Origin of the sequence: Microbacterium sp. NPDC058389, from assembly GCF_042722305.1 — a bacterium.
GTDB lineage: Bacteria > Actinomycetota > Actinomycetes > Actinomycetales > Microbacteriaceae > Microbacterium.
Map to the genome: position 1 here is coordinate 1 of NZ_JBHXJQ010000032.1, position 5,025 is coordinate 5,025.

The 5,025-nt window shown below is 69.3% G+C and carries 7 protein-coding genes; 4 read left to right on the plus strand and 3 right to left on the minus strand.

What is annotated here, in order from left to right:
- The coding region (locus tag ACFWJ8_RS20905) for a hypothetical protein (protein WP_378815180.1) at positions 1-363 on the minus strand (363 nt) is incomplete at its 3' end.
- An 89-nt stretch (positions 364-452) separates the two neighbouring features.
- Here ACFWJ8_RS20905 and ACFWJ8_RS20910 point away from each other — a divergent pair.
- Complete coding sequence (locus ACFWJ8_RS20910) at positions 453-1,172, plus strand: endonuclease/exonuclease/phosphatase family protein (protein ID WP_378815181.1); 720 nt, start codon at positions 453-455, stop codon at positions 1,170-1,172.
- A gap of 13 nt (positions 1,173-1,185) precedes the next feature.
- On the opposite strand, the gene ACFWJ8_RS20915 is transcribed toward ACFWJ8_RS20910, so the two are convergent.
- Positions 1,186-2,040 (minus strand): hypothetical protein, encoded by an 855-nt coding sequence (locus ACFWJ8_RS20915; protein ID WP_378815182.1) that lies wholly within the window; start codon positions 2,038-2,040, stop codon positions 1,186-1,188.
- A gap of 48 nt (positions 2,041-2,088) precedes the next feature.
- Entirely contained in the window at positions 2,089-2,451 is a 363-nt protein-coding gene (locus ACFWJ8_RS20920; RefSeq protein ID WP_378815184.1) for a hypothetical protein, read from the minus strand.
- Between the two features lie 239 nt (positions 2,452-2,690).
- On the opposite strand from ACFWJ8_RS20920, the gene rplM reads away from it, so the two are divergent.
- From rplM to glmM, 3 genes are read left to right on the plus strand one after another with little or no spacing between them, the layout of a single operon-like run.
- Entirely contained in the window at positions 2,691-3,137 is a 447-nt protein-coding gene (gene rplM / locus ACFWJ8_RS20925; protein WP_378815186.1) for a 50S ribosomal protein L13, read from the plus strand.
- 25 nt (positions 3,138-3,162) lie between these two features.
- Complete coding sequence (rpsI, locus tag ACFWJ8_RS20930) at positions 3,163-3,639, plus strand: 30S ribosomal protein S9 (protein ID WP_018171487.1); 477 nt, start codon at positions 3,163-3,165, stop codon at positions 3,637-3,639.
- A 16-nt stretch (positions 3,640-3,655) separates the two neighbouring features.
- Entirely contained in the window at positions 3,656-5,014 is a 1,359-nt protein-coding gene (gene glmM, locus ACFWJ8_RS20935; protein WP_378815188.1) for a phosphoglucosamine mutase, read from the plus strand.
- Positions 5,015-5,025: the final 11 nt, after the last annotated feature.

Sequence of the window (5,025 nt, forward strand, 5' to 3'; positions counted from 1 at the left end):
GGCTCGACTCCCATCACTCCGCGATGACCGATGGTGTGGAAGTTCAAGATGCGACTCGCTTCCGTCGACGGCGGCTCTGCGGTCGGCGACGGTCGAGTCGGCCGCGGCGTACTCGGCGCGCAGGCGTGCGCGCTCGTTCTCGTCGACGCCGGGCTGCCGTGCCGTGCGCTCCAGAGCCTCGGCCGCACGCGAGCGGACGGCGACGGCGAGGCGCAGCGCGCGCTCGGCGGCCTCGCGGGACGTGCGGCTCGCGCCGACCGCATCGGCGAGTTCGGCGCGGACGTCGCTCACGGGCGACGGAGTGGATGCTGCCGACATGGGGTCCTCCAGGTTCGGTGTGACGAATACCAGGAGGCGCGGCATCCACTTTTCGTACATTCTGCTGTGAGGTCAGGATGCAGACGCCGAGAGGACACCCGCCGGCAAGGCCTTCGGCATAGGCTGGCCACGACATGAAGGTCATCTCGTACAACCTGCGCAAGCATCGCGCGGCGGGGGAGCTCATCCACCTCGTCGAGCGCTACGGAGCCGACGCCCTGTGCCTGCAGGAGGCCGACACCACCGACATCCCCGATGAGATCGCGGGGCTGCGACTGGCCGAGTCCACGCAACGCAACCGCCTCGGTCTCGCGGTCTACTACCGCGAGAACACGTTCCGTGCGGTCGACGTCCGGGCGCTCGCGCTGAAGAAGTCGCTCCACGACCGGGTGCTCAAGCCTGCCGAGGAGCGCATGCTCGGCGTGCGGCTGCACGACATCGACGAGAACCACGACGTGATCATCGCGTCGTTCCACGCGGCCCCCCTCACGGCGCTCAACTCGCTGCGGCGGCATCAGATCCGCACCGCGCTGGCGGAGCTGCAGGAGCTGGGCGAGGGTGTCCCCGCGATCATGGTCGGCGACTACAACTACCCCGTGTTCAAGGAACGGCTGGGTCAGCACGTGAGAGACCAGGGGTACGAACTCAACCTGAGCGACTCCCGCACCTACACGCGGTACCGCTTCTTCCGCGGCCACTACGACTTCGCGACGTCGGTGGGCTTCGAGATCGACCGCGTGCGCACGCTGCCGCAGGGACTCAGCGACCACCTGCCCATCCTCGTGACCGCCCGCCCGGCAGCCGGCGTGCGGCGCACGGTCGAGGTCGCCGAGGTCGAGTCGGGCGCCGCTTAGGGCCCGTCGCGGTTCACCCCGCGATGATCGACGGGTCGGGGTCGGACCATTTCTCGACGCCCTGCACGACCCAGAACGCGAAGAACAGGACGAGCGCCGCGGTCTCGACGATGAGGACGACCGGGATGCCGGCGGTCCCCGCCTGCGGCAGCAGGAACGCGTAGGCCACCAGCAGCAGGATCAGTCCGACCGCGATCGCGATGTAGAGCCCACGGATCACCGGCGGAGGCGGCGGCCCCTGCCGGGGGAAGGCGTTGCGCACCGCGGCTGCCGCGAAGAGGGCGAAGAACGCCGTCGTCGCGACGAAGTGGGCCTGCTGAAGGAACACGTCGCGCGCGAACCCCCACGTCAGCGCCACGGCGGCGAGCACCACGACCGCGATCAGCAGCGACGGCCACACCTCGGCGAGCGACACCTGGCGCAGCGCCGCCAGCAGCAGGGCGACGAGCACGACGAGCCCGCCGAGCACGAGGTAGACGAACACGCCGTTCGCGGCATCCGCCTCGTACTGCGGCGGGAAGCAGCGCGCGGTGCCGCCGCACTCGACCGGAACGCCGGGCACGGCCCCCGGTGCGAGCGTCGTCGGAACGAGCGCGATGAGCGGTGCGAACAGGGCCGCGGCGTCCACCCCCCCCCTTACCACCCCGCGACCCGACAAGGCGAGCAGGGCGAGGGATGCCGCCACCAGGGCGCCCACGAACACATCGCGCGCGGGCGTGTAGAAGTAGTCGCTGATCGAGGTGAGCCAGCCGTACGTCGTCGCCGCCTGGGCGACCGCGAGCAGGATCGCCACCACCGTCCCCGCGACGCCGATGCGCAGATACCGGTAGGTGCGTTCCAGCGACGTCGAGACGGCGGTGTGCGACATGTCGGTCACGATAGCGAGAGGTCCCGACGAAGGCGCGGGACGCCGCCGTCAGGAGCCGAAGTAGGCGCGCGCGTCGCGCGTGTACAGCAGGATGAGCCCGATGATCGGCAGGATCGCACCGCCGAGCACCGTCCAGAAGCTCTCGCCCGAGAACAGGCCGACCGCCTCGAGGATGATCGTGACGGTGAACACGATGGCCGCGATCGTGCGGGCGGTCGGACGACCGCGCCACAGGCCGACACCCACGGCCAGCGTGATGATGCCGATGATGAGGCTCAGCCAGCCGAGGATCGCGGGCCACGTGATGAACAGGCCGGCGAAGATGGCGAAGATCGAGCCGATGATCTGGAAGAAGCCCGACAGCCAGGCGATGATCGCGACGAGGGTGACGCCGAGGGGGCGGTTGGGCATGCGCTTCTCCTTCGCTGCGCCGTCGCGTCCCGACGGCCTGCGTACACCGTAGCGAGCAATCGGCGCATTTGGCCGGAGGCATCCACCTGTCGTAGTATTGATGTTTGGTGTCCGGCTCAGCTGACCCGGCGCCACGAACGTGAGCCCTCCACTGGCGTGTTCGCTTCTCATCGAGAGGAGAACCACCCCGGAGTGGGATTCACGAACCTCTCCGTTCGAATCAAGAAAGCAGCACTACTGTGACGCGCACTTACACCCCCAAGGCTGGCGAAGCACAGCGCGAGTGGCTGGTCATCGACGCTACCGACGTCGTCCTCGGCCGCCTCGCCTCGCACGCCGCCGCGCTCCTGCGTGGCAAGCACAAGCCGACGTTCGCCCCCCACATGGACATGGGCGACTTCGTCATCATCATCAACGCCGACAAGGTCGCGCTGACGGGCCAGAAGCTCGAGCAGAAGAAGGCCTACCGTCACTCGGGCTACCCGGGCGGCCTCAAGTCGGTCACCTACTCGGAGCTCCTCGAGAAGAACCCGGTCCGCGCCGTCGAGAAGGCCGTCCGCGGCATGCTCCCGAAGAACTCGCTCGGCGCCAACCAGCTGTCGAAGCTCAAGGTGTACCGCGGTGCCGAGCACCCGCACGCTGCGCAGAAGCCCACCGCGTACGTTTTCGACCAGGTCGCCCAGTAAGCGCCGCACAGAACAGGACACACTGATGGCGAACATCGAAGAGAACCCCACGAGCTACTCCACCGAGTCCCAGGTCGACGAGACCGTCGTCGCCGCCGAGCGCCCCGTGCTCTCGGTCTCGGGCGCGGCTGTCGGCCGCCGCAAGCAGGCCATCGCCCGCGTGCGCGTCATCCCGGGCTCGGGCACCATCACGGTCAACGGCCGTGCGTTCGAGGACTACTTCCCGAACAAGCTCCACCAGCAGCTCATCACCGACCCCTTCACGGTCCTCAACCTCACGGGCGCGTACGACGTCATCGTCCGCATCTCGGGTGGTGGCCCCTCGGGTCAGGCCGGCGCGCTGCGCCTCGGCATCGCCCGTGCGCTGAACGAGATCGACGTCGAGAACAACCGCCCGACCCTCAAGAAGGCCGGCTTCCTCTCGCGCGACGCCCGCGTCATCGAGCGCAAGAAGGCTGGTCTCAAGAAGGCCCGCAAGGCTCCGCAGTACTCGAAGCGCTGATCGGCTTCATCTCCGCATGCCGATCTTTGGCACGGATGGCGTGAGGGGGCTGGCCAACGGCCCCCTCACCGCCGATCTCGCACTGTCCCTGGCCCAGGCGACCGCCGTCGTCCTGGGCCAGGGCCGTTCTGCCGAGGCGCGACGCGCTGCAGGCAAGCGCCTCACGGCCGTCGTCGCCCGCGATCCGCGCGTGTCGGGGGAGTTCCTCTCCGCAGCGGTGGAGGCGGGCCTCGCGTCATCCGGTGTCGACGTGTTCGATGCCGGCGTGCTGCCGACCCCGGCCGCCGCGTTCCTCATCGCCGACATCGACGCCGATTTCGGCGTCATGGTGTCGGCGTCCCACAACCCGGCGCCCGACAACGGCATCAAGATCTTCGCTCGGGGCGGCGTGAAGCTTCCCGACGTCGTCGAGGGGCGCATCGAGGCCGCGATGGCGGGCGAAAAGCTCCTGCCGACAGGCGCCGCGGTCGGCCGCATCCGCCGCTTCGCCGACGCCGAGGACCGCTATGTCGTGCACCTGCTCGGCTCGCTCCCGCATCGGCTGGACGGCCTGCACGTGGTCATCGACTGCGCGCACGGCGCGGCATCCGGAGTCTCTCCCGAGACCTTCCGCGACGCGGGCGCGCGCGTCACGGTCATCGGCGCCGACCCCGACGGGCTCAACATCAACGACGGTGTGGGATCGACGCACCTGGACGTGCTCGCCGAGGCCGTCGTCCGTCACGGCGCCCACGTCGGCATCGCGCACGACGGCGACGCCGACCGGTGCCTGGCGATCGACGCCGACGGCAACGTCGTCGACGGCGACCAGATCATGGCGATCCTGGCCGTGTCGATGAAGTCCCGTGGCCACCTGAAGGACGACACGCTCGTCGCGACCGTCATGAGCAACCTCGGCCTGCACCGTGCGATGGCTGCGCACGGCATCCACGTCGAGACGACCGCGGTCGGCGACCGTTACGTGCTCGAGCGCATGAACGAAGGCGGCTTCTCGCTCGGCGGAGAGCAGTCCGGCCACGTCATCATGAGCGAGTTCGCGACGACGGGCGACGGTCTGCTTACCGGCCTGCACCTGGTGGCCGAGATGGCGCGCACCGGCAAGTCGCTCGGCGAGCTCGCCTCGATCATGACCGTGTACCCGCAGGTGCTCATCAACGTGAAGGGCGTGGACCGCACGCTCGCGGCCACCGACGAGGTGGTCCAGGATGCCGTGGCCCGCGCCACCGCGACGCTCGGCGTATCCGGCCGCGTGCTGCTGCGCCCGTCGGGCACAGAGCAGCTCGTGCGCGTGATGGTCGAGGCGGCATCCGAGGACGAGGCCCGCCACCACGCGGAGACGCTCGCGGACGTCGTGCGCGACCGCCTCGCGCTGTAGCAGACCACGAT

Bases quoted from the DNA above. Each gene is read 5' to 3' on its own strand.
- ACFWJ8_RS20910 (WP_378815181.1), top strand. From the start codon at position 453: ATGAAGGTCATCTCGTACAACCTGCGCAAGCATCGCGCGGCGGGGGAG.
- ACFWJ8_RS20920 (WP_378815184.1), bottom strand. From the start codon at position 2,451: ATGCCCAACCGCCCCCTCGGCGTCACCCTCGTCGCGATCATCGCCTGG.
- ACFWJ8_RS20915 (WP_378815182.1), bottom strand. From the start codon at position 2,040: ATGTCGCACACCGCCGTCTCGACGTCGCTGGAACGCACCTACCGGTAT.
- rpsI (WP_018171487.1), top strand. From the start codon at position 3,163: ATGGCGAACATCGAAGAGAACCCCACGAGCTACTCCACCGAGTCCCAG.
- glmM (WP_378815188.1), top strand. From the start codon at position 3,656: ATGCCGATCTTTGGCACGGATGGCGTGAGGGGGCTGGCCAACGGCCCC.